The following is a 25125-nucleotide window of genomic DNA, read 5'->3' on the forward strand; positions in this document are numbered from 1 at the left end:
ACGTCCCCGGCGCGACGCGCACGCGTGCTGCCCCGCAGCACGGTGACGACACCCCTGCCGCGCCCGGGACCGCCGGACCTGGAGCACCCATGAGAAGACTCCGCACCGCCCTGCCCGCAGGCGTCGCCGCAGCGACCGCCGCCCTCGTGCTCGTCGCGAGCCCCGCCGTCGCGCACGGCGGCAGGCACGACCCGCGCCCACCCACCGTGACCGACGTCGCGACCGGGCTCGTCACCCCGCTCAGCCTCGCGGTCGGGCCGCGTGGCACGACCTACGTCACCCAGAACTTCCCCGGCCTGCTCACGGCCGTCGGGCGCGACGGCACGCCGAGCGTGCTCTACGCGTCGCCCGACGGCGGCGAGGTGGGCGGCGTCTCCTACGACGACCGCCGGATCACGTTCACCGAGACGCAGCTCGGCGAGCAGGGCCCGGTCGCGTCGGAGGTCTCGACGCTGCGCACGGACCGCTGGGGGAACCCGACGGGCACGCCCCGCGTCCTCGCGGACACGTTCGCGTACGAGCAGGCGAACAACCCCGACGCGGGCGTGACGTACGGCCTGCGCGAGACCGACCCGGCGTGCGTCGCCCAGGTGCCCCCGGCGCCGGTCCCGGGCCTGTACACGGGGATCGCCGACTCCCACCCGTACGCGACGACCACCTCGCGCGGCACGACCTACGTCGCCGACGCGGGCGCGAACGCGATCCTGTCGATCAGCGACCGCGGGAAGGTCCGCACGGTGGCCGTCCTCCCGGCCCAGCCCGCGGTGGTCACCGCGGAGGCCGCGGCGGCCTTCGGGTGGCCCGACTGCGTCGTCGGCGAGACGTACTGGTTCGAGCCCGTCCCCACGGACGTCGAGGTGGGACCGCGCGGCGTGCTCTACGTGACGACATTGCCCGGCGGTCCGGAGGACGCGAGCCTCGGCGCGCGCGGCGCCGTCTACACCGTGGACCCGTGGAAGGGGAAGGTGCGCCAGGTCGGGTCCGGGTTCGTGGGCGCGACCAACCTCGCCGTGACGGACAAGGGCGCGGTCTACGTGGCCGAGCTCTTCGGGGGCAAGATCTCGCAGGTCGGCAAGCGCGGCCCGAGCACGGTCGTGGAGGTCCCGCTGCCCGCCGGGCTCGAGTGGGACGGCAAGGGGCTGCTCGCGACGACGAACGCGCTGCCCCCGGACGAGACCTCACCGCCCGACGGGCACCTCGTGCGCGTCGACCTCGGCAAGCACCGCGGTCGCTGACGGCGGAGGCGGCCGCTGACCGCCCTGCTGCTCGGCCCGGGCGCCTCCGCTGCGGCGGGGGCGCCCGGCCGCGCGAGGCCGAGCGCACCCCGCCCCCTCGGGCTCGACGAGCCGCGCGTCGGCGTCGAGGGCCCAGCGGGTGCGCCGCCCGACGTCCGTGAGCACGGCCCGCAGCCCGTCCGGCAGGGCACGGTCCGCCTCAGCCCGACGACGCGGCACGACGCAGGGCGTCGAGGCTCACCCGGACGTCGTCGTCCGTCGTCGCCCACGAGCTCACCGACACGCGCAGCACCGCGCGGTCGTGCCAGCGCGACCCGGACATCCAGGCCGTGCCGTCGTCGAGCACGCGTCGCACGACGTCCTGCGTGCGCGCGTCGTCGCCGAACGCGGCGCACACCTGGGTGAAGACGACGTCGTTGAGCACGACCGCACCGTCGAGCGTCCGCATCCCCTCCGCGAACGTCGTCGCGTGCCGGCAGAAGCCGTCGACGAGGCCTGCGACGCCCGAGCGTCCGAGGGCGCGCAGCACCGCCCACACGGGGAACGCGCGCCCGCGGCGCGACAGCTCGGGCACCTTGTCGAGCGGGTCGCCCGTGTCGCTCTGGATGAGGTAGTCCCCGTGCATGCCCATCGCCGCGCGCAGCGGCGCGGGGTCGGCGACGATCGCGAGCCCGCAGTCGTACGGGACGTTCAGCGTCTTGTGCGCGTCGGTCGCCCACGAGTCCGCGCCCTCGTACCCCGCGACGAGGTGCCGGTACGACGGCGACGCGGCGGCGAAGAGCCCGAACGCGCCGTCGACGTGCACCCACGCGCCGTGCCGGTGCGCGACGTCGACGGCCGCCGCGAACGGGTCGAACGCCCCCGAGTGCACGTTCCCCGCCTGCAGCACGACGATCGTGGGCCGCGCGGTCGGAGCGAGGCCCGCCGAGGTAGAACCGTGGTCCGCCGAGGGAGAACGCTGGTCGACGGGTGCGCGCAGCGCCTCGTCGAGCGCGGCGCCGGAGATGCGGCCCTGGCCGTCGGCGGCCACGACCTCGGGCGCGCCGAGCCCCAGGTAGGACAGCGCGAGGTCGACCGACTCGTGCCGTTCGGCGCCCACGAGCACGCGGACGCGCGGCGCACCCGTGAGACCGTCGCGACGCACGTCCCATCCCGCGCGGCGCAGCACCTCGCCGCGCGCCGCCGCGAGCGCCGTGAAGTTCGCGGTCGTGGCGCCGGTGACGAACCCGACCGCGCCGGCGGCGGGCAGCCCGAGCAGGTCGAGCAGCCACGCGCTCGTCACGTCCTCGACGGCGGTGTGGGCGGGGGTCACCGTGCGCAGCGCGGAGTTCTGGTCCCACGCGCTGGTGAGCCAGTCGGCCGCCAGCGCGGCGGGATGGCTCCCGCCGATCACCATGCCGTAGAAGCGACCGGACGGCATGGCCGTGAGGCCGGGCCCGCACGCGGCGGCGAGCAGGTCGACGACGTCCGCGGCCGACGCCGGGCCGTCGGGCAGGTCGGTGCCCAGCGCGGCGACGACGTCGGCGACCGACGCCCGCGGCGGGACGGGCCGTGTCGCGAGGGAGTCGAGCCACGCGGCCGCGTGCTCGTGCGCCCGCAGGAGGGCGGCGTCGCGATCGTCCATGACCGCTCCTGACCGGGCCGGACCCGCGCCGGCCCTCCCGCCAGGCTGGACCCGCGCCGGGCCGGGGTCAACCGATGGGCGGCGATCCGGTACGCGCGTACTTCTTACGCCCAGGCAATCACCCGGCAACACGCCGTCCCTAGCGTCGGGCGGGCCAGATGTTCCCCCGACGGAAGGCCCCCTGTTGAGAACGTTCACCCTGACCCTGTCCGGCCGCGCTGTCGCGGCCGTCGTCGCGCTCGTGCTGGCGTGCGCGGCGCTCGCCGCGACGGTCGCGTACACCGTCGCCGACTCCCGGGCGTCGGCCGCCGCCGCACGCGCCGAGGGCGCCGCGGCGCCCGTGCTCGCCGCCGGGACCGCCCCGGCCAACCCGCTCGGCATCACGTCCGCGCAGTACGCGACCGCCACGGCGACCGCCGCTGCGGAGAAGCCGAAGGTCGTCGTCGTCGCGACCGGCGGCACCATGGCCGGCAAGGCGACCGGCCGCGACACGTTCACGAGCTACCGCGCCGGCACGTACCTCATGGAGGACATGCTGAACACGCTGCGGCCGGAGCTCGACGCCGTCGCCGACGTCACCGCCGTCCAGTTCGGCAACGCCGGCTCGTCCGGCTACTCGATGGAGCAGTTCCACGCGCTCACGCTCGAGGTCGAGAAGCAGCTGAAGACCGCCGACGCCGTCGTCGTGACGACCGGCACGGACACCCAGGAGGAGTTCGCGTACTGGCTCGACCTCACGGTGCGGTCGCGCAAGCCCGTGGTCACGTCCGGCTCGATGCGCCCGTGGGGGTCGGGCGCCGGGCCGGACTCGAGCCTCGTGTTCGGGACGGACGCGCCCGCGAACCTCTACAACGCGATCAAGGTGGCGGCGTCGCAGCAGACGTTCTGCTTCGGGACCGTGCTCATGCTCAACGACGAGATCCAGGCGGCCCGCGAGGTCACGAAGTCGAACTCGTACCGCACCGACACGTTCCAGACCCGCGAGTACGGCGTGCTCGGCTGGATCGACGGCGACAACATCACGCTGGGCCGGGCACCGGCACGCGTGCTCGCGTGCGACACCGAGGAGTGGTTCACGCCGTTCGACCTCGCGAAGGTCGACCCGAAGACGCTCCCGCGCGTCGAGATCCTCATGTCCTACCAGCAGGCGGGCGGCGAGGCCGTGACGGCGTTCGCGAACGCGGGCGTGCAGGGCATCGTCACCGCGGGCACGGGTGCAGGGGGCATCTCGTCCGCGATGAGCCAGGCGCGCACCGCGGCGATCCGCGACAAGGGCGTGTGGTTCGTCTCCACGACGCGCACCGGGTCGGGGTCGTCGTACGGCGGCGGCAACGGCATCATCGCGGGCGGCGACCTCACGGCCGTCAAGGCGCGGCTCCTGCTGCTCCTGTCCCGGGCCTTCACGGATGACTTCGCGACCGCGCAGGGCTGGTTCACGACCTACGGCAACGCGTCGTTCGACCAGTCCGCGACGGCGGACGACATCGGCGCCGAGCCGGGCGCCACGGCGGTCCGCTTCTCGGGCACCGCGACGCCGTCGTGCAAGGCGGCGGGCAAGCAGCTCTGGCTGACCACCTCGGTGACGAACACCGACACGGCGCCGATCGACGTCCGGGTGACGACGGTCTCGGGCGAGCACAAGTTCACGAAGATCCCCGCCGGGCAGACGGTCGAGAAGACGTTCTCGGTCAAGGGCAAGACGCTCGACGCCGGCGAGGTGTCGCTCGTGGCGTACAAGAACGTCGACGGCCAGGGCGTCCAGACGGAGGGCACGGCGGCCTACCCGGAGACGTCGTGCGGCTGACCGCCTGACCGCACGGCCGAGCACGACATGAGGGTCGTCATCGAGTCGATGGCGACCCTCACGTCGTGCTCGCGGGCGGGCGGTGTCGTGCTCGGCACGCGCAGCGGTTCCGGAGCCGGCCGGTTAAGCAGGTCTCCTCACGAATCGCCTAGGGTGGGACGTGGAAGTGCGACGCCGCGCCCGTGCCGACCCGACGAGGGGGACCCATGACCGACCCGACGCCGACCGCCGCACCGCCGACGTTCGTCGTGACCGAGCAGCAGTTCGACGCGATGTTCCCCGAGCGGAACCCCTTCTACACGTACGCCGGGCTGGTCGCGGCGACGGCCGCGTACCCCGGGTTCGCGACCTCCGGCGGCGACCGGGTCGCCCGACGCGAGGCGGCGGCGTTCCTCGCGAACGTGAGCCACGAGACGCACGGTCTGGTGCACGTGGTCGAGGTGAACACTGCGAACTACCCGCACTACTGCGACCCCGCCCAGCCGTACGGGTGCCCGGCCGGGCAGGACGCCTACTACGGCCGTGGCCCGCTCCAGCTCTCCTGGAACTTCAACTACCGGGCGGCCGGCGAGGCGCTGGGCATCGACCTCCTCGCGGACCCGTGGCTCGTCGAGCAGGACCCGACCGTCGCGTGGCAGACCGCGCTCTGGTACTGGAACACCCAGCCCGGCACGGCCTCGATGACGTGCCACGACGCGATCGTCGGCGAGCACGGCTTCGCCGAGACGATCCGGTCCATCAACGGCCCGCTCGAGTGCGAGGGCGGCAACCCCCGCCAGATGACCAACCGCGTCCGCCTCTTCCGCCACTACGTCGAGATCGTCGGCACCACGACGGGCGACCACCTCACCTGCTGACCCCGCCCCCCGTCCCGCCGAGCACGGGGTTGCTGTCGTTCTCCGGGCGATGACGACAGCAACCCCGTGCTCGGCCGCGTGCAGGGTCGTTCTCGGCGGCGGGCAGGGTCGGGGTCAGCCGCAGGTGAGCGCGTCGTACGGGACGGCGACGGTGCGGCCGTCCGCGGTCGCGGTCGCCTCGCCGGCGGGGACGGTCGCGGTGCGGGCGGGGAACGACTGGTAGGCGCTCGCCCCCGGCGCGACGTCCGCGACGACCCGCGAGCCGTACGGCGTGGCCAGCTCGACGTCGACCGGCTCGTCCCCGGTGCTCGTGGCACGCACCGCGACGTAGGCCTTCCCGGCGAGGCACCGCGCCTGGGCGGTGACGTCGAGCGTCGGGCCCGCACCCCCGCCCGGCACGACGGCGTCCCACGGCACGCGGCCCACGAACACGTCGGCAGCGCCCGCGTTCGTCGTACCGGCTGGCGCGCCGTACGTGAGTCCGGTGAGCAGCACCGCGCCGTCGCGGCCGTGGGCGGCGGGTGCGGGGGCCGCGAACAGGTTCGCGTCGTCCCACTCGTCGGCGCCGTCGCGCTCGCGCGACCCGGTCTGCGTCGCCTCGCCCGGGGTGCCGTCGGCCGCGACGGGGAACGTCACGACGTCGACCCCGCCGACGGCCGTGCCCAGCGCGCCGTACGTCGTGCCGACGACGAGCACCGCGTCGTCGGCACCGAGCACGCCGGTCACGCCGCGGTCGTCGGTCGACGTCCCGACCTGCGTCGTCCACAGGACCTCGCCCGCGGGGTCGAACGCCCGTGCCACGACGTCGTTGTCCCCGAGGTTGCCGTCCTCGCCGAGCGCCCCGCGCGTGTGCCCTACCGCGACGACCGACCCGTCCGAGCGCGCCACGAGGCCGTTGACCTGGTCGTTCTCGCTCGTCGCGACGGCGCGCAGCCACTCCTGCTCGCCGTCCGCGCCGTAGCGCGCGACCCAGCCGTCGTTCGCGCCCGCGCGCTCGGCCCCGGGCATCCCGCCGCCCGACACCCCGCCCACGTACACCCCGCCGTCGGGCGAGGCGGCGACCGCGAGCGCCTTGTCCTCGCCGGGCCCGCCCACCTGGCGCAGCCACAGCAGCTCGCCCGTCGCGGAGACCCGGCCGACCAGCGCGTCCTTGTCCCCGGCGCTCGGCGCGTCGCCCACGGCGCCGCTCGTGTACCCGGCGACGTAGGCGCCGCCCGCGCCGTCGGGCGCGACGGCGTAGAAGCGGTCGGCCGCGCCGGGGTCGCCGGTCTGCAGCGTCCAGGCGCGCTCGCCGTCGGCGGTGACGGCCGCGACGAACCCGTCGTCGCGCGTCGTGCCCGGGTGGGCGCCGTCGAGGTCGCCCTTGGTGTACCCGGCGACGAGCACGCCGCCGGCGGCGCCCGGCACGACGCCGTACGCGCGGTCGTCCGCGGCCGTCGCGACCGCGTGCCGCCAGACCTCGGTGCCATCGGCGTCGCGCCGCACGACCACGGTGTCCAGCCCGCCCGCGGGCTCGTACCCGTCCCACGCCCCGGCGAGGTTCAGCGCGACCGCGGTGCCGCCGTCGGGCAGGGCCGTCACGCCGCCCGCGCGGTCGTCGCCCGCGGAGCCGAGGAGCTCGGCGTCCCACGGCGCGGCGGGCGTGGTGCGCAGGCGCGCCGAGACGTCGACGACTCCCTCGCGGAACGCGGGCCGCCAGACGTCCCAGTCGTGGCCGCCGTCGAGCACGCGCAGCTCGGCCGTCACGCCCGGGACGCGGCGCGCCTGGTTGTAGAGGCGCGCGGACTCGAAGTCGATGTCGTGCGTGGCCTCGGCGGGGTCGGGGTTGGCCCACTCGTCGTCGCCGACGGCGACGAACAGGTGCACCGGGAGCGCCGGGTCGAGCGCCGCGAGCGCCGTCGGGTAGGACAGCTCGGTGTACCGGTCGGCGTCGAACGGCGCGGGCCCGACGCCGTAGCCGCCGTGGTCGCGGGCCGAGGAGTCGGCCGGCGGCTGCGGCACGTAGACGGCGGGGCTCAGCACGATGCCCGCGGAGAACGTGTCCTGGTGGGCGAGCGTGAACCGCAGCGCGCCCGCGCCGCCCATGGAGTAGCCGCCCACGGCGCGTGCCTCGCGGTCCTCGACCGTGCGGTAGGTCGCGTCGACGTGCTCGACGAGGTCGCGCGTGAACGCCGTCTCGACGGCCGTGCCGAAGCCGGCGCCCGTCGCGTCCCCGGTGTACAGCGAGTCCGTGTACCAGGAGCCGCGGTCGTTCCACGGCGCGTCGGGCATGACGACGACCATCGGCTGGATCTCGCCCGCCCCGATGAGCTCGTCGAGGTCGCCCGTGACCTGCCGCCACGCGGCCTGCGTGTCGCCGCGGCCGTGCAGCAGGTAGAGCGTCGGGTACTCCTGCGCGGCGTCGTCGTAGCCGGGCGGCAGGTAGACCGTGTAGTCGATCGGCCCGGCCACCGAGTCGGCGACCCGCCCCGCCTCGACCGTGCCCTGCTCCGCGGCGGTCGCGGGCAGCGCGAGCCCCAGCCCGCCCAGACCGACCGCGAGGGCCAGCGCGGTCCCGACCGCCGTCGTGCCCGGCCGCCGGTGCGGCCGTCGTGCTGCGTCCATCATGTCTCCTCGTCGAGATCCGGTGATGTGCTGCCCCCTCCCTCGTCCCGCCGAGCACGACGCTGCTGTCGTGACCGGGCCGATGACGACGGCGACGTCGTGCTCGGCCGGGAGGAGGGTCGTTCTCGGCGCGGCGCGCACCTCGGCCGCGCCGGCCCGCCGCGCTAGCCGGCCGCGCGGCGGTCCGCCAGTGCCAGCACGGTGCGGGCGCGCTCGACCATCGCGACGTCGAGGAACGTGCCGTCGGCGAGTGCGACGACGCCCGTGCCCGACGCCGCGGCGTCGCCCACGCGCTCGACGACCTCGCGCGCGCGGTCCACCTCGTCCGGGGTCGGGAGGAACGCGTCGCGGATCGTGTCGAGCTGCCCGGGGTGGATCGCGGTGCGGCCGCAGAACCCGAGCGCGCGCCCGGCGCGGCACGACGCCGCGAGCCCGTCGAGGTCGCGCACGTGCGTGAACGCGGACATCGCGGGCGACGGCAGCCCCGCCGCCCGGGCCGCGACGACGACCCGGCTGCGCGCCCACGCGAGCCCGGCCTCGTCGTCGACCCGCAGGTCGGAGCGCAGGTCGGCCTCGCCGAGCCCGAGGGACGCGACCTGCGGCGACGCCGTCGCGAGCTCGAACGCGCGCTCGACGCCGAGCGCCGACTCGACCAGCAGGTGCAGCGCCCGCCCGGGGAGCGCCGCCGCGAGCGCGCGCACCTCGTCGGCGGACTCGACCTTCGGCGCGCGCGCCCCGACGGCGAGCGGCAGCCCGGCGAGGGCCGCGACGTCGGCGGCGTGCCACGGCGTCGCGGGGTGGTTGATCCGCACCTGGACCCCGCGCGCGGCGGCGGCCTCGTCGAGCAGCGCGACGGCGTGCGCCCGTGCCTCGTCCTTGCGCGCCGGCGCGACGGCGTCCTCGAGGTCCACGAGCACGACGTCGGCCGCGGACCCGATCGCCTTCGCGACCCGGTCGGGCCGGTCCGCGGGCACGTACAGCAGCGTCAGCGGCGGCGCGGCGCCCGGCCGGTCGCCCCGGCCCGTCACACCGCCCCCTCGGCCCGGAGCTCGGCGACGCGCTCGGGCGAGAAGCCGAGCTCGCCCAGCACGGCGTCGGTGTCGGCGCCGTGGGCGCGGCCGGTGAAGCGGATGACGCCGTCGTTCTCGGACATCCGGAAGAGCGGCCCCTGCATGAGCATCGGCCCGAGCTCGGGGTCCTCGATCTCGTGGATCGTGCCGAGCGCGCGGAACTGCGGGTCGTCGACGATGTCCTGGGCGTCGTAGATCGGCGCGACGGCGGCCTGCGCCTCCTCGAACGCGGCCACGACCTCGTCGCGCGTGCGCTGCGCGATCCAGCCGCCGACGGCCTCGTCGAGCAGGTCGGCGTGCCGCGCGCGCTCGACGCCGCTCGCGAACCACGGCTCGTCGACGAGCTCAGGGCGCCCGACGAGGCGCACGACGCGCTCGGCGATGGACTGCGCCGACGTCGACACCGCGACCCACTGCCCGTCGCGCGTGCGGTAGGTGTTGCGCGGCGCGTTGTTCGCGGACCGGTTGCCGGTGCGCGGCTGCACGGTGCGGAGCTGGTCCCAGCGCGTGATCTGCGGCCCGAGCATCGCGAGGATGGGCTCGATGATCGCCGTGTCGACGACCTGCCCGTGCCCGGTGCGCTCGCGCGTGGACAGCGCGACCATGACGGCGAACGCGGTCGCGAGCGACGCGACGCCGTCCGCGAGCCCGAACGGCGGGAGGGTCGGCGGGCCGTCGGGCTCGCCGGTCATCGCGGCGAACCCGCTCATCGCCTCGGCGAGCGTGCCGAACCCGGGGCGGGTGCGGTACGGGCCGACCTGCCCGAACCCGCTCACGCGCGCGAGCACGAGCCGCGGGTTGTGCGCGGACAGCTCGTCGTAGCCCAGGCCCCAGCGCTCGAGCGTGCCGGGCCGGAAGTTCTCGATGACGACGTCCGCCCCGGCGACGAGCGCGAGGAACACCTCGCGGCCGCCGTCGCTCCCGAGGTTCGCCGTGACCGTGCGCTTGTTGCGCCCGAGCGTCTTCCACCACAGGTTCACGCCGTCCTTCGCGGCGCCGTGCGTGCGCGACGGGTCGGGCTTCGTGGGGTGCTCGACCTTGACGACGTCGGCGCCCAGGTCGCCGAGGTGCATCGCCGCCATCGGCCCGGCGAACAGCGTCGACGCGTCGACGACGCGCAGGCCCGCGAGCGCGCCCGCGGCCGGGTCGCGCGAGACGCGCGGTGCGTCCGTCATGCCGTCACCCCCGTCTCGTCGTCGGCGAGGTCCCACGCGCAGCGGAACCCGACGGTCGCGCCGCGCGCGAGCCCCAGGCCGGGGACGAGGAGCTTGACCGCGTAGTCCGCCGCGTGGCGCCCGCCCTCGACGTACCAGTCGGAGCCCTCGGCGCGGTAGTCGCTCCCGCCCTTGATCATGACGAACCGCGTGCGGCCGTCCGAGTGCTCGGAGGCCGTCCAGCTCCACACGGCGGGTTCGCCGCGCGTCCAGCCGGGCTGCTCGGCCGCGAGCTGCCACTCGTCCTCGGTGGGCAGACGACCGCCCCGCCACGCGCAGTAGGCGCGCGCGTCGTCGAGGTCGACGAACGTCACGGGCTCGTCCTCCGTGCCGGGCACGGGACGGCCGTCCGCCCAGTGCGCGAGGAAGCGGTGCGCGACGGCGGGCGTGTAGCCCGTCGCGGCGAGGAACTCCGCGAACTGCGCGTTCGTGACGTCGCCCCCGACCGCGACCGGGGTGGCGAGCTCGCCGTCGCGCTGGAGGGTCCGCGCGTCGTGCAGGCGCGGCGGGAGCGGCTTCCACTCGTCCACGTACGGCGCGCCCTGGTACATCCCGGTCTCGCGCGCGCGGTACCGGACGGTCAGCACGTACGGCCCAGCGGGCACGACGACGGCGCCCGTCCCGGGCGCCACGCTCGCCCCGGGTGCCGCGACCCTCTCGGCAGCGGGTGCGAGACGCCGCGCGAGGCGGTGCGGGAACCGCGCGTCGGGGTCGTGCGGCGCGGTCTCGTCGAGCGCGGCGACGACGTCGCGCAGGTGCGGCAGCCACGCGGGCTCGGCGGCGCCGTCGGCCACGTGCAGCACCGCGGCAATGCCGCGGCCGGGCACGCGCCCGGGCGCGCCGCCCGGGAGCAGGGGGCCGTCGTGGTCCGTCTCGCCGCGGTTGACGACCGTCCACAGGGTCACGCCGTCGAGCTCCCAGCGCGACGCGTACACCCCGGCGGCCTCGGCCTCGGGCGCGAGCTCGGCGAGCGGCGTCCACTCCCCCTCCAGGAGCAGCGGCCGCGCGGCGCGCTGGACCGTGACCAGGCGCTTGACCGTCGCGGCGTCGCGCCGCGACCAGCCGACCCACACGCCGAACACGACCTCCCACACCATGACGCCCACGCCGTTGAGCCACGCGGACTGGAGCTCCTCGGAGTGGTCGCGGTGCCAGCGGCGCACGTGGTGCTGCATGTGCCGACGCTCGTACCAGTGCGCGCGCAGCACGCCGGGCACGGGCGAGTCGGCGAAGAACTGCGCCCACGACGACGAGTGGTCCTCGATGCGCTCGACCGGGAGCTTCGACTCGCCCTCCAGGACGATCCCAGGACGCGCCGCCTCGAGGCGAGCGACGAGCTCCGGCTCCGCCTTCTTCAGGGTGTCCAGGAAGACGCCGTCGGCGCCGAGCTCGCGCACGACGGCCGCGAGCTCGGTGAGGTCGTCGTCGCCGCGGCGCGTGCCGACGTCCCACGGGTTGTAGTCGACGAACACGTGCAGGCCCGCGTCGTGGAACGTCCGCACGAGGTCGACGATCCCCGGGACGTCGCGGTAGAAGTCCCACTGGTTGCGGTCGTCGATCCCGATGACGGGGTACGCGTGCCACAGGACGACGGCGTCGAGGCCGCCGAACCGCTCGCGCGCGTCGGCGAGGAACCGCTCGGTCGTGAACCGGTGCTCCTCGAACGAGTACAGCAGCTCGTCCCACAACCAGACCTGCGCGACCGTCGAGCAGCCAGCGGCCCACGCCGCGTCCGGGCGGTCGTACGCGGCGCCCGTGTACCCGTGGCGGCGACGTGCGTCGTCCCGCCACGCGGCGAGCCGCTCGCGCCACGCGGGGCGGTCGGCGCGGTCGGCCGGACCGACGAAGATCTTCGCCTCGTCGAGCGCGCGCGACTGCTCGGGCGTGAGCGGCCCGTCGAGCGGGACCTCGGTCGGCCGGTCGATCGGGCGCGGGACGAGCGGGTCGAACGTGTAGGTCATGGTGCCTTTCCCTCGGCGGGCCGGGCCCGCGCTCGGACGTGCTGCGGACGGGCTCAGGTCGGTCGGGTGGGGTTCTCGGCCCGCTCGGCGAGCGCGACGACGTCCGCGGCGTCCGGCACGGCGTCCTGCGCGCCGGGCCGGGTCACGGCGAGCGCGCCCGCGGCGGCGGCCAGCCGGGCGGCGTCCGGCAGGTCCGCGCCGCGCGCGAGCGCGGCGGCGAGGACGCCGCAGAACGTGTCGCCCGCGCCGGTCGTGTCCACGGCCTCGACGGGGATCGCGGGGACGGTCGTGAGCAGGGGCCCGCCCGCACGACGCTCCGCCACGAGGCTGCCCTCTCCCCCGAGCGTCACGACGACGGCCGGCACGCGCTCCAGCAGCAGCCCGGCGAGCACGCTCGGCTCGCCGTCCCCGGAGGCCCCCGCCAGGTCCGCCGCCTCGTGCTCGTTGACCACGAGCACGTCGACCTCCGCCCAGAGGTCGTCCGGCAGGTCGCGCGACGGCGCGGCGTTGAGGACCAGCAGCGCGCCCGGGCGGCGCGCCGCGGCGGCGGCGCGCACGACGTCGAGCGGGATCTCGAGCTGCGCGAGCACGACGTCCGCGGCGGCGATCCGCTCGGCCTGCGCCGCGCCGACCGTCACGTGCGAGTTCGCGCCGGGCGCGACGACGATCGCGTTCTCGCCGTCGGGCGAGACGGTGATGAGCGCGGTGCCCGTCGCGGCCTCCACGCGCTCGACGAGGTCCGTCCGCACCCCGCCGCGGTCGAGCGACGCGAGCAGCAGGTCCGCCGCGTCGTCGTGCCCGAGCGCTCCGACGAACGTCGTGTCGGCGCCGCCCGCGCGCGCCGCGCCGACGGCCTGGTTCGCGCCCTTGCCGCCGGGGTTGCGCCGCAGCTCGCCGCCGAGGATGGTCTCGCCGCCGCCGGGATGGCGCGGCACGTCGACGACGAGGTCGACGTTCGCCGACCCGACCACCACGACCCGTCCGGACGTGCCCGGGACCGTGCCGTCCGGCGTCCCGTGCTGCGTCCGGTCAGGTGTCCCGTCCGACGTCGTGCTCATGCGCCTGCCTCCTCCGTGGCTCCCTGCGCGGCTCCCCCGGCCACCTCGACCGGCGTCGCCGCGAGCGCGACCGTCCGCGCCGCGAGGTCCACGATCCTCTGCTCGCCGCCGGGCAGCGAGGTCGCGATGTGGCCGTCGAGCGGGCGCGTCCACCGCTGGCCGATCCCGTCGACGCCCTGCAGCGCACCCACCACGCCGCCGACCGTCGCGCCCGCGGAGTCGGTGTCCCAGCCCGCGGTGACGGCGATCGCGACGCTCGCGCCGAAGTCGCCGCGGCCGTCCGCACCGCGCCCCGCCGAGAGCGCGTAGGCGATGACCGCGGCGTTGTTGAGCACGTGCACCCAGTGCAGGTCGCCGTACGCGGCGTGGATCGCGTCGAGCCCGGCGCGCACGCCCGCCTCCGACGCGTCGCCGTCGCGGCCCGCGTCGCGGCCGAGCCGGATCGCGGCGGCCAGCCGGCTGCCCGGCGGCACGACGGCGTCCGCCGCGTCGAGCACCTCGTCGACCGTCTCGCAGACCATGGCCGCCGACGCGAGCGCGGCCGCCCACATCGCGCCGTACACGCCGTTGCGCGTGTGGCTCAGCCGCGCGTCCGTCCACGCGAGGCGCGCCGCCTCGCGCACGTCGCCGGGCGAGACCCAGCCGAGCACGTCCGTACGGATGAGCGCGCCGATCCACTCCCGGAACGGGTTGTGGTGCGTCGCCGTCTCCGGCACCGGCCGCGCGTCGAGGATGTTGCGGTAGGCGGCGCGCTCGGCCGTGAACACGCGGCCCGCGGGCAGCGCGTCGAGCCAGAGCTGCGCGACGTCGTCCGTCGTGAAGCCGCGCCCGTGCCGCTCCAGCAGGGCGAGCGCGAGGATCGGGTAGTTGAGGTCGTCGTCCTCGGGCATCCCGTCGATGTTCTCCTCGAGCGACGTCGGGGCGCTGCGCCGGTTCCACGGCCAGCGCGCGGCGACGTCGTCGGGCAGCCCGACGGCGGTGAACCAGCGGTCGAGGGGCCACCGGCCCGTCGCGCGCAGGATCTCCTCGATCCCGGCGCGCGGGATCTTCTCCACGGGCTTGCCGAGCAGGCAGCCCGCCGCGCGCCCGGTCCACGCGCCGAGCACGCGGTCCGCGTACGCGGCGTCGGCGGCGGTTCCGGTTGCCGCACCGGCCGCGATGCCGGCGGAGGACCCGACGGCGCCCGGGCGGGTGGGCAGGCCGGGCGCCGCCGGGAGCGTGGTGAGGATCGCGTCCCAGTCGTCGGGCTCGTGCGGCGCGGGCGCCGCGGGCAGCGCGTCGAGCTCCACGAGCAGGTCGCGCGCGAGCGCACGCAGCTCCGGGGTCGCGGGGACGGGGCCGGCCCCGCTCACCGCGGGGGCGGGGTCGCCGCCCGCGGCGACCCAGCGCTCGCGCACGTCCGCGAGCGCCGCAGCGTCCTTGCCCTCCGCCGCGGACTGGACGAGCTCGTGCGCGAGCAGGTCCTCGGGCTGGGCCCAGGTCAGCCTCACGCCGGGCCACCCGCCCGCGCGGCCCGCGCCGCGCCGTCGTGCACCCCGGGGGCCGGCCCGTCCACGGACGCGTTGCCGAGCTCGGCGAGCGCGCGCAGGCGCGACGTGGCGCGCTCGCGGTCCGCACGGAGGATGTCGGCGGCGGCCGACGCCATGAGCCGGCCGGTCTCGCGGATGTCCATGCGGCTCGCCTCCTCGATCGCGTCGAGCCACTCGTCCGGCACGACGGCCGTCCCGCCCAGCCCCGCGCACACCGCACCGGCCATGACGGCGATCGAGTCGGCGTCGCGCCCGTAGTTCACGGCGCCGAGGACCGCGCCGCGGAAGTCGCCGCGGTGCCCGAGCACGAAGCCGAGCGCCGCGGGAAGCTCCTCGATGGACTTGGTGCGCGACGGGCGGCGCGCGTCCATGGACATCTGCCGGTACGCGGGCCCGACGGAGTCGAACGGCGCGACCGTGTCACGGATGAGCCGCGCGAGGGCGCGCTCCTCCTCGTCCGTCGTGGGCGCCGTCGTCCAGCCGTCGAACGCGTCGACCACGGCCCGGAGCGCCGCGGCCGTGCCGTCGTGCGCGACGTCGAGCGCGGCGTGCACGACGTCGTCGACCGTGGCCCCCGGCGCGACGGACGCGGCGACCATGGCCGCGAACACGCCCGCGGCCTCGCGGCCGTAGCTCGACTGGTGCGCGCCGGTGAGGTCGATCGCCTCGGCGTACGCGCCGCGCGGGTCGCCCGCGTTGGCGAGGCCGACGGGCGCGACGTACATCGCGGCGCCGCAGTTGACGACGTTCCCGACGCCCGCCTCGCGCGGGTCCACGTGCCCGTAGTGCAGGCGCGCGACGATCCACTTCTCGGCGAGGAACACGCGCTGGAGCAGCAGCGCGGTCGACTCGAGCTCGGGGATCCAGCGTGGCTCGCCGATCATGAGCGGCACGAGGTCCTCGGCCATCGCGTACGCGTCGAGGTGCTCGCGGCGCTTCGCGTACACCTCCACGAGCGCGCGCGTCATGAGGGTGTCGTCGGTGACGTGCCCGTCGCCCTTGTGGTAGGGCGCGATCGGACGCGCGTCCTGCCAGTTCGGGTACCAGGGCTCGACGATCCCGGTCACGCGCCCCCCGTGGCGCTCCTCGATCTGCTCGGGGGTCCAGCCCTCGGTGGCGCCCCCCAGCGCGTCCCCCACCGCCGCTCCGGTGATCACTGCCACCGCTCGGTCGTCCAGCCAGGTCACGGTCCACTCCCTGTCGATCTCTCTCGGCGCGGGTCGCGCCCGGTGCGACCCGTGGGGGCCGCGGTTCCCGGCGGGGCGGCCGTCCTTCGGCCGCCCCGCCGCTTGTCCTGCTACTTGGTGATCTCGTCCCAGCCCGACTCGAGCTCGGTCGCGAGCTGGTCGGCGTCGATCTCCTGGGCGAGGAACTTCTGGTACGCGGGCGTCGCGACCGTGTCCTTCCACTGCGCGTACGCGTCGACGAACAGGTACGGGGCCGAGGTGAGGTACTGGCCGGACGAGAGGATCGTCGACCAGCCGTTCTCGTCGCCGAGCGAGGCCGCCATGGCCTCCTGCGCCGACGTGGTGGCCGGGATGAGCGCGTCCGCCTCGTTGAGCGCGGCGAGGTTCTCCGTGTCGGTGAAGAACTCGATGAACTCCGCGGACTCCTCGACGTGCTCGGAGTCGATGTTCACCGAGAGCGTCTGCGGGTTGGCGGCCTGCTCGGCGCCGTCGGGGCCCTCGAGCGGGGGCAGCACGACCCAGTCGAAGCCCTCGGGCGCGTCGTTGGCGATGTTCGCGGCCTGGAACGAGCCCTGGATCGTCATGGCGACCTGGCCGCCGTAGAACGACGCGAGCGTCTCCGAGCCCGACTGCGTGAGCGTCACCGGGAGCACCGTGTTGTCGGTGTGCGCCATCTCGTCGACGAGCTCCGGCAGGGCCATCTCGCCCTCGCCGATCGTGATGCTCGCGTCGGCGCCGGTGCCCTCGAAGTACTGGCCGCCGAAGCCGGGCGCCATGGCCATGAACGCGGCCGTCGGGCTCGCGAGCCCCCACCCGAGCCCGTACGCGCCGTCCTTGGTGGTGGCCTTCGCGATCTCGCGCAGCTCGTCCCACGTCATCGTGTCGCCCGTGGGGATCTCGACGCCCGCGGCCTCGAGCATCGTCCTGTTGGCGAACACCATGTAGGACTGCAGCTCGGTCGGGTACGCGATGACCTGGTCGTCGACCGTGACGGAGTCGAGGATGCCCTCGGGGATGTCGGCGCGCTTCTCGTCCGACATGTACTCGGACAGGTCGGCCAGGTAGCCGTCCACGGCGAAGGGCACGATGCTCGCGGCCTCGTAGTGGATGATGTCCGGCGCGGCGCCGCCGTTGAACTGCGTGATGAGCTTGTCGTAGATCCCGTCCCAGCCCGCGGGCACGATCTCGACCTGGACGTCGGGGTTGGCCTCGTTCCAGTCCGCGACGATCTTCTCGGTCGCCTCGATGGCGGCCGGCTGGTCGGACAGCGACTGGAACTTCAGCGTGACCGGGCCGCCGTCGGCGCCGTCGTCCCCGCTGCCGCCCCCGCTGGAGCAGGACGCGACGAGCAGGGTCGTGATCGTGAGGCATGCGGCGATGGACGCACCACGAGTCTTCATGGTTCTACCTTTCGGGTGGGGGCGGTTCGGGGGTTCATGGGGTCACCCCTTGACGGCGCCGGACAGCAGGCCGCCGGTGAGCTTCTTCTGCATGATCGAGAAGAAGACGATGCTGGGGATGGCCGCGAGCACGGAGCCCGCGGCGAGGGGGCCGAGCGCCACCTTGCCCTCGCCGCCGATGAACATCTTCAGCGTGATGGGCAGCGTGTAGTTCTCGGGTGACTGGAGCAGCACGAGCGCGAAGAAGAACTCGTTCCACGACGACACGAAGCTGAACATCGCCGTCGCGACGATGCCCGGCATGAGGAGCGGGAAGACGATCGTGCGGAGCACGGTGAACCGGCTCGCGCCGTCCATCGAGCCCGCCTCCTCGAGGTCGACCGGGATCGCGGAGACGTAGCCCTGCATCATCCACAGCGCGAACGGCAGCGTGTACGTGGTGTGGACGAGCGTGAGCCCGACGAGCGAGTCCGTGAGGCCGATGGTCCGCAGGATGAGGAACAGCGGCAGGATGATGAGGATCACCGGGAACACCTGGCTCACGAGGATCCAGCCCACGCCTGCCGCGCGGATCTTGCCGCGCAACCGCGCGAGCACGTACGACGCGGGCAGCGCGATGACGATGACGAGAGCCGTCGAGACGACCGCGACGATCGCGCTGTTCCACGCCGAGCGCACGAGGCCCTGCCGCGAGAGCGCCTGGGAGTAGTTCTCCCAGTGAAAGTCCTGCGGGATCAGGCTCACGGTCAGCGAGTTGAGCTCGCCCGACGACTTGAGCGACGCGGAGATGAGCCAGAGCAGCGGGAAGCCGAGGAAGAGGATGTAGAACGCGAGGGCCACGTACTGGGCCGGGCGGACGAGTGCGCGCACGGGTCAGCTCTCCTTCTCGGAGCGGAACTGCGACCGCAGGTAGATCGCGAGCAGGAGGACGACGACCACCACGAGCACGACGCCCATCGCGGCGGCGTAGCCGATGTTCCGGTTCTTGAACGCCTCCAGGTAGGTGAAGAGCATCGGCAGCATGGTCCGGCCGCCAGGCCCGCCCTCGGTGAGCACGTAGACCAGCGAGAACGAGTTGAAGTTCCAGATGAAGTTCAGCGACGTGATGGACGTGATGATGGGCCGCAGGCTGGGGAGCGTCACCGCGGTGAAGCGGCGCCACGCGCCCGCGCCGTCCATCGCGGCGGCCTCGTGGAGCTCGTCCGGGATCTGCTGGAGCCCGGCGAGCAGCGTCACCGTGGTCTGCGGCATGCCGACCCACACGCCGACGACGATCACCGCGGGCAGCGCGGTCGAGAAGTCCGCGAGCCAGTTGATGTCGTCCGGCAGGCCCAGAGCGCCGAGGAATGCGTTGAGCGGCCCCGCGTTGGGCGAGTAGATCATCTGCCACATGATCGCCACGACGACCGGCGGCATGGCCCACGGGATGAGCGCGAGCACACGCGTCAGCCCCTGGAGCCGGAGCCCGGAGTTGAGCAGGAGCGCGAGGCCCATCGCCGCGACGAGCTGGAGCAGCGTCACCGAGACGGCCCAGATCATGCCGATGCGGAACGAGTCCCAGAAGAACGAGTTGTCGGCGAGGCGCACGAAGTTGTCGACGCCCACGAACTGGTAGTCCGGGTGCCGCACGAGCCGGGCGTCGGTGAACGCGAGCGCGACGCCCATGACGAGCGGCGCGACGCTCAGCACGAGGATCGGCAGGAGCGACGGCATGACGAGCGCGATCGCCTCGCGCCGCTTGGCGCGGGCCATCCCGCCGGTCCGTCGCGGGGCGCCACGGTCGGGGCGACGGGCGGCCGCGGCGTGCGGGTCGCCCGCGAGGGTCGGCGCGCTCATCGGGAACCCCCTCCGGCGTCGGCGGTCGACTCGCGCACCGCGAGCCGGGGCCCGACGGCGCGGTGCCGCCCGGCCTGCGCGTCGCCGTCCACGAGGTCGACGACGAGCTCCGCGGCGATGCGCCCGCGCTCGGTCGAGCCGAGCGAGACGCTCGTGAGGCTGGGCTGGAACACGCGGCCGATCTCGGTGTCGTCCATCCCGGTCACCGCCACGTCCTCGGGGACCGACAGCCCGCGCTCGCGCACCGCGCGGATCGCGCCGATGGCGAGCAGGTCGTTGGCCGCGACGATCGCGTCCGGGCGGGTGGCGCCGTCGGACGCGTCGAGGAGCGCGCGCGTCGCGGCGAGTCCCGCGGCCACGGTGAAGTCCGTGGCGACGACCGCGTCCGCGCGCTCCCCGCTGAACCCGTCGGCGCGCGTCGCGGCGTCGAAGCCGCGCTGGCGTGCCTCACCCGGCGTCGTGTCGAGCGGGCCGTTGAGGAACGCGAGCCGGCGGCGGCCGAGGTCGAGCAGGTGGCGCACGGCCTCGCCGATGCCGCCCGCCGAGTCGGTGGAGACCGAGTCGATGCCGTGGTCGGCGAGGCTGCGGCCGATGACGACGACGGGGACGGGCGCCTGCCGGATCTCCTCGACGAGCTCGTCGTCGGTGCGCAGCGGGCTGAGGATCATGGCGTCGACGAAGCCGCTCGACAGGCTGCGCACGAGCTCGACGGTCGAGGTCGTCGTGTCCCCCGTCGTCATGACGACGACGCGGTAGCCGTGCGGCGCGAGGACCTCGTGGATCGCCGTCATCATCTCGACGTAGACGGGGTTGCCGATGTCGGCGACGGCGAACGCGACCTGGAACGTCTTCTTCAGGCGCAGGGACCGCCCGATGGCGTCCGGGCTGTAGCCGAGCTCGGTGGCCGCGGCGCGCACGCGCTCGACCATCGCCGGGCTCGCGCCCGTCCCGTGCAGGGCGCGGGAGGTCGAGGCCAGGGAGACCCCGGCCCGCTGTGCCACCTGGATCAGCGTGGCGCGTGATGACGTCACTGTCGTCCACCTCGTCGTCGAAGGATCGCGTCTGGAAACGTTTCCAACTTCCCACCCAGGGGAACCCTGGAAACGTTTCCGGGTTGCGGACACTCTCGCACCCGCCCCGCCCGGACGTCAACCCCGCACACCCGCCTTCATCCCGGCGGCAGCGAGGTAGAGCCCTGGTCCCGCGAGATAGAACCGAGGTAGGGACCACGGCTCTACCTCGCGGGACCAGGGCTCTACCTCGCGGGACCAGGGCTCTACCTCGGCCTCCCACGGGTACGGGGATCCTCGTACGGGGGTTGTCCACGACGACACGGCGCGGTCAGGCTCGAACCGACCCGACCACCGACGAAAGGTGCACCGATGCACACCCGAGCCCCGGCGTCGTCCTCCCCCGCGGCGCCCACCGCGATCACCGCACGCCCCGCGACCCGACCCCTCGCCCTGCTCCTCGCCGTTCTTCTCGCGCTCGTGGGAGCGCTCTCCTGGACCGTCGCCGGCCCGGCGTCGCGGGCGCACGCCGCGACGTGCGCACCCGCGTGGAGCGCCGGGACGGTCTACCTGGGCGGCGCCGTCGTCTCCCACGGCGGCCAGAACTGGAAGGCCGGCTGGTGGACCCAGGGCGAGACGCCCGGCACCACCGGCGAGTGGGGCGTCTGGCGCTCGCAGGGTGCGTGCGGCGGCGGGACCGACCCGGGCAACCCCGGGAACCCCGGCACCCCGAGCGGCTTCGTCGTCTCCGAGGCGCAGTTCAACCAGATGTTCCCGAACCGGAACCCGTTCTACACGTACCAGGGCCTCGTCGACGCGCTGTCGGCCTACCCGGGCTTCGCGACGACGGGCGGCACTGAGGTCGCCAAGCGCGAGGCCGCGGCGTTCCTCGCGAACGTCAACCACGAGACCGGCGGGCTCGTCCACGTCAAGGAGATCAACACCGCGAACTACCCGCACTACTGCGACTACTCGCAGCCGTACGGCTGCCCTGCGGGCCAGAGCGCGTACTACGGCAAGGGCCCCGTCCAGTTGAGCTGGAACTACAACTACAAGGCCGCAGGCGACGCGCTCGGCATCGACCTGCTGAACAACCCGTACCTCGTGGAGCAGAACTCGGCCGTCGCGTGGAAGACCGGGCTGTGGTTCTGGAACACGCAGTCCGGTGCGGGCTCGATGTCCGGGCACCAGGCGATCGTCTCCGGCGCCGGCTTCGGCGAGTCGATCCGCTCGATCAACGGCTCGATCGAGTGCAACGGCGGCAACCCGGCCCAGGTCCAGTCGCGCGTGACCGCCTTCCAGCGCTTCGCCCAGATCCTCGGCACGACGACGGGCGCAAACCTCTACTGCTGACCTCGCCGTCCCGAGCAGGTGAACGTGGCCCGTCCCGACGCCGGGGCGGGCCACGGTCGCGCGCGTCGCGGGCAACAGCACCGGGCGATCGAACCACGGTTCTACCTCGCGCAACCATGGTTCTACCTCGCGTGACCGCGGTTCTCTCTCGCGGGGTCTCGGCTCTGGCTCGGTGCGTCAGAGGGTGGCGAGGAGGTCGCGCATACGGTCGATCTCGCCGCCCTGACCGGCCGCGGTCTCGGCCGCGATCTCGTTCGCGAAGAGGTCCTGGCCCTCGACGAGCACGACGTCGACCATGGCGAGCGCGCCCTCGTGGTGCTGGATCATCCCCTCGAGGAAGAGGCGGTCGAACTCCGCGCCGCTCGCGGCCTCGATCGCGGCGAGCTGCTCGTCGCTCAGCATGCCGGCACCAGCGCCGTGGCCCTCGTGCCCGCCCGCACCGCCACCGGGCGCGCGCGGGCCGGTCCCGCCGTCGTCGTCCACTCCGTCCGGGACGGCCAGGTCGCGCGCCTGCAGCCACGACGCGAGCGCGTGCACCTCGGGGCCCTGCGCGGCGGTGACGCGCTCCGCGAACGACCGGACGGCGTCCGACCCGGCGCGGTCGGGCGCGAGCGCCGCGATCTCGAGCGCCTGGAGGTGGTGCTCGATCATCCCCGTGACGAACGCCGCGTCCGCCTGGTTCCAGGAGCCCTCCTCGGGCGTGGCGCCGTAGTCCTCGGGGGCGACCGTCGTCGCTTCCTCGCCCGGTCGACCGGGCTGGACCACGACGCTCGACGGTGTCGGGGTCGGCGCCGGGTCGGGCGTGCACGCCGCTGCCCCCAGCACGACGCCGAGCACGACCGCGCCCCAGGTCAGGGCACGTGCGCCCATGGCCGGGGCTGCGTTACGGCTGGGAAAACTCTGCACCCGTCCTGTTCCCTCCGTGTAAAAGGTCGCCGGGAACTGCCCGGTTTGAGTGGTACAGATCACATCTGCCGGTCAGAATTCGCAGAACCCTACCAAGGAGGTGTTTCCCAGGTGCATCGAACGACGCACGGGCAGACGCGCCGGCAACGACGCCGGGTCCTGCTCGCCTCGTCCATGGCGGCCACGCTCGCCGTCTCCTCCCTCGCGGTCGCCTCGTCGGCGGCCGCCGAACCGTCCGACGGCTCTCCCGAGGCGGTGGCCGCGCTCACCGAGCAGGCCGCCGCCTCGCTCGCGGACCTCCCCGCCCAGCGCATCGCTCCCCTCGCCCAGGCCACCGACGTCCTGGCGCCCGGAGAGGTCGCCGGCAGCCCCAACCTGACCCACGTCGCGAACATCCCGAAGAACGGCGACTTCACGCCCGAGGGCCAGTACAGCACCGACCTCGCGTTCCAGGGCCGGTACGCGTTCGCCGGGAACTACGGCGGGTTCACGGTGTACGACGTCGCGAACCCGACAGCCCCGCAGCAGGTCGCCCAGGTCGTCTGCCCCGGGTCCCAGAACGACATCTCGGTCTACGGCGACCTGCTCGTCCTCAGCACCGACTCCTCGCGCAGCAACGACTCGTGCGAGAACGTCGCCCAGAGCGCCACGATCAAGGACTCGTGGGAGGGCATCAAGGTCTTCGACATCTCCGAGCCGACGTCGCCGCAGTACGTGGCGTCGGTCGAGACCCAGTGCGGCTCCCACACCCACTCGCTCGCGCCGTCGCAGGACGGCGAGGAGCTGTTCGTCTACGTCTCGTCGTACAGCCCGAACGCGGCGTTCCCCGACTGCCAGCCGCCGCACGACCTCATCTCGGTCGTGCAGATCCCGCTCGACGACCCCGCCGCGGCGGAGCTCGTCTCGACGCCCGTCCTCTTCCCCGACGGCGGCAACCCGGGCGGCAACGGCTCCAGCACGACGTCGGGCTGCCACGACATCACGACCTACCCGTCGAAGGACCTCGCGGCGGGCGCGTGCATGGGCGACGGCATCCTCATGGACATCTCCGACCGCGCGCACCCGGTGGTCACCGAGGTCGTCCGCGACACCACGAACTTCGCCTTCTGGCACTCGGCGACGTTCAACAACGCCGGCACCAAGGTCGTCTTCACGGACGAGCTCGGCGGCGGCGGCGCGCCGACGTGCAACCCGACAGTCGGGCCCGAGAAGGGCGCGGACGCCATCTACGACATCGTGGACGGCGAGCTCGTGTTCAAGAGCTACTACAAGATCGAGCGCGAGCAGGCCGCGACGGAGAACTGCGTGGCGCACAACGGCTCGCTCATCCCCGTCCCGGGGCGCGACATCATGGTCCAGGCCTGGTACCAGGGCGGCATCTCGGTGTGGGACTTCACGGACTCGGCGAACCCGGTCGAGATCGCGTGGTTCGACCGCGGACCGCTCTCCTCGGAGCGTCTGATCCTCGGCGGCTCGTGGTCGGCGTACTGGTACAACGGCGCGATCATCTCGAACGACATCCAGCAGGGCCTCGACGTGCTGCTGCTCGACGACCCGGTGACGAACGCCGCGAAGTCGGTCGTGACGGACGAGTTCAACCCGCAGGCCCAGCCGACGTACATCGAGCCGCCGGCGTGGTCGAAGACCACCGCGTACGCGGGCGGCACCACGGTCACCTACGCGGGCGCCGTCTGGCGCGCGCAGTGGTGGACCAAGGGCCAGGTGCCCGGCGCCGACGCGTGGGGCCCGTGGGAGGAGATCGCCGGGGTCGACGCGGACGGGGTCGGCGCGTGGAAACCGAGCCGGGTCTACGTCAAGGGCGACACCGTGACCCACGAGGGAACGACGTACACCGCGAAGTGGTGGACCCGGAACCAGGAGCCCGGCGACCGCTGGGGCCCGTGGGAACCGCAGGACTGACGCGCCTCGCCCGGGCGCCACGCCCGAGCGGGGCGCCGGGCTGACGCACCCGGCAGACGGCGCCCGTCCACCCCGGTGGGCGGGCGTCGTCGCGCGGGGCCCGTCAGCACGTGCCCACCCGTAGGATGCGGCCGCATGACCGGGAACCTGCTCGACGACGGCGCGCGCTGCCCGTGCCTCTCCGGCGACACCTACGGGTCGTGCTGCGGCCGGTACCACGCCGGGTCGCCCGCGCCGACCGCCGAGGCGCTCATGCGCTCGCGCTACAGCGCGTTCGCCGTCGGCGACGCCGACTACCTCCGCGCCACGTGGCACCCCTCCACCCGGCCCGCCGACCTCGAGCTCGACGACGACGTGGAGTGGCGTCGGCTCGACGTCGTGCACACCGAGGCGGGCGGCCCCTTCGACACGACAGGGGTCGTGGAGTTCGTCGCGCACCACCGCTCGCGCGCCCACCCGGCCGACCGCGGCCGGCTCCACGAGGTCAGCCGCTTCGTCCGGGAGGGCGACCGCTGGTCCTACGTCGACGGCGTGGTGCAGGGCTAGCGCCCTCCAGT

At 74.3% G+C, this 25125-nt stretch carries 19 protein-coding genes; 6 read left to right on the top strand and 13 right to left on the bottom strand.

Translation table 11 applies throughout. The features are described 5' to 3' along the window. Positions 1–89 precede the first annotated feature (89 nt). The gene (locus JN535_RS10440; protein ID WP_205205501.1) at positions 90–1235 is read left to right on the top strand and encodes a ScyD/ScyE family protein; all 1146 of its coding nucleotides are present in this window, start codon (positions 90–92) and stop codon (positions 1233–1235) included. 199 nt (positions 1236–1434) lie between these two features. Here the strand turns inward: JN535_RS10440 and JN535_RS10445 are convergent, their stop codons facing one another. Then, entirely contained in the window at positions 1435–2859 is a 1425-nt protein-coding gene (locus JN535_RS10445) for a pyridoxal phosphate-dependent decarboxylase family protein (protein ID WP_205205502.1), read from the bottom strand. A gap of 184 nt (positions 2860–3043) precedes the next feature. Between JN535_RS10445 and JN535_RS10450 the strand changes: the two genes are divergently transcribed. Continuing rightward, positions 3044–4663 carry an asparaginase gene (locus JN535_RS10450; RefSeq protein ID WP_240200976.1) on the top strand — a complete coding sequence of 540 codons (1620 nt, stop codon included), beginning with the start codon at positions 3044–3046 and terminating at the stop codon, positions 4661–4663. Between the two features lie 206 nt (positions 4664–4869). Beyond that, positions 4870–5520 (top strand): chitinase, encoded by a 651-nt coding sequence (locus JN535_RS10455; protein WP_205205504.1) that lies wholly within the window; start codon positions 4870–4872, stop codon positions 5518–5520. Between the two features lie 114 nt (positions 5521–5634). Here JN535_RS10455 and JN535_RS10460 read toward each other — a convergent pair whose 3' ends face one another. From JN535_RS10460 to JN535_RS10510, 11 genes are all read right to left on the bottom strand, one after another. Then, the gene (locus tag JN535_RS10460) at positions 5635–8124 is read right to left on the bottom strand and encodes an alpha/beta hydrolase-fold protein (RefSeq protein WP_205205505.1); all 2490 of its coding nucleotides are present in this window, start codon (positions 8122–8124) and stop codon (positions 5635–5637) included. 164 nt (positions 8125–8288) lie between these two features. After that, entirely contained in the window at positions 8289–9152 is an 864-nt protein-coding gene (locus JN535_RS10465; protein ID WP_205205506.1) for an HpcH/HpaI aldolase/citrate lyase family protein, read from the bottom strand. Next, positions 9149–10369, bottom strand: coding sequence for a CaiB/BaiF CoA transferase family protein (locus JN535_RS10470; RefSeq protein WP_205205507.1), 1221 nt, complete (start codon positions 10367–10369; stop codon positions 9149–9151). The genes JN535_RS10465 and JN535_RS10470 overlap by 4 nt, the downstream gene beginning before the upstream one ends. Next, positions 10366–12369 (bottom strand): SUMF1/EgtB/PvdO family nonheme iron enzyme, encoded by a 2004-nt coding sequence (locus JN535_RS10475; RefSeq protein WP_205205508.1) that lies wholly within the window; start codon positions 12367–12369, stop codon positions 10366–10368. Before JN535_RS10475 ends, JN535_RS10470 begins: the two co-directional genes overlap by 4 nt. A gap of 53 nt (positions 12370–12422) precedes the next feature. Continuing rightward, the gene (locus tag JN535_RS10480; protein WP_205205509.1) at positions 12423–13427 is read right to left on the bottom strand and encodes a ribokinase; all 1005 of its coding nucleotides are present in this window, start codon (positions 13425–13427) and stop codon (positions 12423–12425) included. Next, positions 13424–14917, bottom strand: coding sequence for an ADP-ribosylglycohydrolase family protein (locus JN535_RS10485; RefSeq protein WP_205205510.1), 1494 nt, complete (start codon positions 14915–14917; stop codon positions 13424–13426). Before JN535_RS10485 ends, JN535_RS10480 begins: the two co-directional genes overlap by 4 nt. Then, on the bottom strand, positions 14914–16143 hold the full coding sequence (locus JN535_RS10490) for an ADP-ribosylglycohydrolase family protein (RefSeq protein WP_307868562.1): 1230 nt from the start codon (positions 16141–16143) through the stop codon (positions 14914–14916). The genes JN535_RS10485 and JN535_RS10490 overlap by 4 nt, the downstream gene beginning before the upstream one ends. A gap of 110 nt (positions 16144–16253) precedes the next feature. Beyond that, complete coding sequence (locus JN535_RS10495) at positions 16254–17543, bottom strand: ABC transporter substrate-binding protein (protein WP_205205511.1); 1290 nt, start codon at positions 17541–17543, stop codon at positions 16254–16256. A 42-nt stretch (positions 17544–17585) separates the two neighbouring features. Next, positions 17586–18413 (bottom strand): carbohydrate ABC transporter permease, encoded by an 828-nt coding sequence (locus tag JN535_RS10500; RefSeq protein ID WP_053370538.1) that lies wholly within the window; start codon positions 18411–18413, stop codon positions 17586–17588. A gap of 3 nt (positions 18414–18416) precedes the next feature. Continuing rightward, complete coding sequence (locus tag JN535_RS10505) at positions 18417–19379, bottom strand: carbohydrate ABC transporter permease (protein WP_052877368.1); 963 nt, start codon at positions 19377–19379, stop codon at positions 18417–18419. Beyond that, positions 19376–20410 (bottom strand): LacI family DNA-binding transcriptional regulator, encoded by a 1035-nt coding sequence (locus JN535_RS10510; RefSeq protein ID WP_307868563.1) that lies wholly within the window; start codon positions 20408–20410, stop codon positions 19376–19378. The genes JN535_RS10505 and JN535_RS10510 overlap by 4 nt, the downstream gene beginning before the upstream one ends. A 351-nt stretch (positions 20411–20761) precedes the next feature. Here JN535_RS10510 and JN535_RS10515 point away from each other — a divergent pair, with 351 nt between their 5' ends. Beyond that, positions 20762–21742, top strand: a complete 981-nt coding sequence (locus JN535_RS10515) for a glycoside hydrolase family 19 protein (protein ID WP_205205512.1) — start codon at positions 20762–20764, stop codon at positions 21740–21742. A gap of 177 nt (positions 21743–21919) precedes the next feature. Here JN535_RS10515 and JN535_RS10520 read toward each other — a convergent pair whose 3' ends face one another. Beyond that, complete coding sequence (locus JN535_RS10520; RefSeq protein ID WP_205205513.1) at positions 21920–22612, bottom strand: DUF305 domain-containing protein; 693 nt, start codon at positions 22610–22612, stop codon at positions 21920–21922. A 147-nt stretch (positions 22613–22759) separates the two neighbouring features. Between JN535_RS10520 and JN535_RS10525 the strand changes: the two genes are divergently transcribed. Together JN535_RS10525 and JN535_RS10530 are read left to right on the top strand one after the other, a co-directional pair. Further along, positions 22760–24568: a carbohydrate-binding protein gene (locus tag JN535_RS10525; RefSeq protein WP_240200977.1), complete on the top strand. Its 1809-nt coding sequence runs from the start codon at positions 22760–22762 to the stop codon at positions 24566–24568. A gap of 135 nt (positions 24569–24703) precedes the next feature. Continuing rightward, positions 24704–25114: a YchJ family protein gene (locus tag JN535_RS10530; RefSeq protein WP_205205514.1), complete on the top strand. Its 411-nt coding sequence runs from the start codon at positions 24704–24706 to the stop codon at positions 25112–25114. The last annotated feature ends 11 nt before the right edge of the window (positions 25115–25125 follow it).

It is taken from the genome of Cellulosimicrobium cellulans (assembly GCF_016921195.1).
In the GTDB taxonomy this organism is placed as follows: domain Bacteria; phylum Actinomycetota; class Actinomycetes; order Actinomycetales; family Cellulomonadaceae; genus Cellulosimicrobium; species Cellulosimicrobium cellulans_F.